General features: G+C 71.9%; 2 protein-coding genes and 1 pseudogene. 1 reads left to right on the plus strand and 2 read right to left on the minus strand.

Annotation, left to right across the window (positions count from 1 at the left end):
- Positions 1–749 (minus strand): AfsR/SARP family transcriptional regulator (locus AB8Z36_RS38445; RefSeq protein WP_369218002.1); only part of this gene is annotated, 749 nt, incomplete at its 3' end.
- A 303-nt stretch (positions 750–1,052) separates the two neighbouring features.
- Here AB8Z36_RS38445 and AB8Z36_RS38450 point away from each other — a divergent pair.
- Entirely contained in the window at positions 1,053–1,430 is a 378-nt protein-coding gene (locus tag AB8Z36_RS38450) for a hypothetical protein (protein ID WP_369218003.1), read from the plus strand.
- A 1-nt stretch (position 1,431) separates the two neighbouring features.
- Here AB8Z36_RS38450 and AB8Z36_RS38455 read toward each other — a convergent pair.
- Positions 1,432–1,971 (minus strand): annotated as a pseudogene (locus AB8Z36_RS38455) (hypothetical protein); the annotation flags it as partial.

Raw genomic sequence — 1,971 nt, forward strand, 5'->3', positions numbered from 1 at the left:
CGCAGGAGTTCGTCCGGCGAGACCAGCATGCGCTGGTGCAGTTCCTGGAGCCGGGGGCCGGGGTCCACACCCAGGGCCTCGGCGAGCTCCTGGCGCAGCCGCTCGTACGCGGCGAGGGCGGCGGCGTGCTGGCCGCCGCGGTACAGGGAAAGGATGTGCTGGTGCGCCACGCGCTCGTCGAGGGGGTGCTCGGTGGCGAGTGCCGTGAGCGCGGGGACCAGGTCGGCGTGGCGTCCTTCGTCGAGCAGGAGTTCGTGGAGTTCGAGGCGGACCCTGAGATGCTCGGCCGCCAGGGTGGTCCGGTACGCGTCCAGCCAGTCGGAGGTGAGCCCGGCGAACGGCCGCCCGCGCCAGAGCGCCAGCGCCTCTCCGTACCGCCGTTTCGCCTCCTGGGGGGGAGCGCCGCGCGCCCGACCGGCCAGCGAACGGAACCGGGCCAGGTCCACGAGGTCCTCGTCGGCCCGCAGTGTGTACCCGGCGGGGGAGCGCACGATGTCCCACTCCTCCCGGTCGGCGGCGGCCGACCGCAGGGCGCGCAGCCGGGAGATGTAGCTGTAGAGCGTGCCGGAGGCCCGCGGCGGAGGTGCCGTGCCCCAGACCCTGTCGACCAGGGTGTCCAGGGACAGCGGCCGGTTGACGTCGATCGCGAGCAGTGCGAGGACACAGCGCTGGCGGGGGGAGCCGGGGACGATGTCGGATGCGCCGGAGCGGATGACCACATCGCCCAGGAGCGCGAAGCGGATACTCATGCGGTTCCTTCTCGCTCTGCTGCCGTGCCGCACGACGGACGTCCGGCGACCCTGCTCCGGGGCTGCTGCCCGCTGACTCGTCCCTCGCGAGCCGCCGATTCCCCCTTGCAAGAAAATAGCAAGGTCGCTGCATGACGCGTACGCCAGTTTTGTCCCAGGCACGTACCAACGGAGAGACGTGTCGACGGGGGGACGGGGGACGCGCCGGCTCTTCGCCCACGGGGGTGGCGGAGAGCCGGAGGCGTGGTGCGTCCGAGTGCCCCGTGCACACCTCAAGCGTTCCGCTGACTGACAGGGGTACTCATGCGAAACATCCGCCGCAGGGCCGTAGCCGTCGCGTCCGCCGCGCTGCTCGCCGTCGCCGCCATGACCGGCGCGGCGGAGGCGCGGGCCGCGGGCGGCTCCTGGCAGGGCTGCCCGTACGGTGCGGTCTGCGTCTACGGCCAGGACGTCAACCCGTGGGCCAACCCGCATCCCTCGCACGTGTACTGGAGCTACGGCGCCCACAATCTGAGCAACCAGTACGGTGACCACTTCATCCTCAACAACCAGTCCGGCGGTGCCACCGTGCGCCTGTGCAAGGGCTACAACGGCGTCAACTGCCACCGCTTCCTGGATGCCCAGTACGCGGACTCGGTGGACCTGACGTCGTACAACTCGATCACACTGAACCGCCTGTAGGTCACTCGCCTGGGACGGCCGGTCCGGCGGGCTCGGCCGGGGCCCCGGCGGGCAGGGGGCAGCCGAGGGGCAGGACCCGCTCGTGCAGGGTGCCGAGGACATGGGTGTCGGTCACGGTGGTGTCCGTGAGCCACTCGGCGTCCCTCAACTGCTCCACCAGGGCGTCGACCCGCGCCGCTTCGACGGCGCTCAGCGCGGCAAGGGCCTCGATCTCCAGGCCGCGGCCGAGCGGACCGAGGCGGCCGTCGAAGCGGCTGTGGGCGGCGCAGGCGAGGGCGAGCAGCCGCGTGGCGGCGGGCAGCTTCTTCTTGCGCAGCTTGCGCTCGCCCACCGTCTTCTGCGCCCAGCCGGACAGCTTGGCCCGCGTCGACTTGCCGAGGCCGAGTGTTCCGAGGGTGCCGTCCTCGGTGACGAGGGAGCGCACGAAGACCTGGGTGGGGTTCTCGGAGCCGGAGGCCAGCAGATCGGCCGGGGTCCCCGGCAACTGGAGCCAGCCCGTGCCGACGAGGCTCGTGAGGACCTGTTCGGCATCGCCAAGGGG

It is taken from the genome of Streptomyces flavofungini (genome assembly GCF_041028215.1).
Taxonomy (GTDB): domain Bacteria; phylum Actinomycetota; class Actinomycetes; order Streptomycetales; family Streptomycetaceae; genus Streptomyces; species Streptomyces flavofungini_B.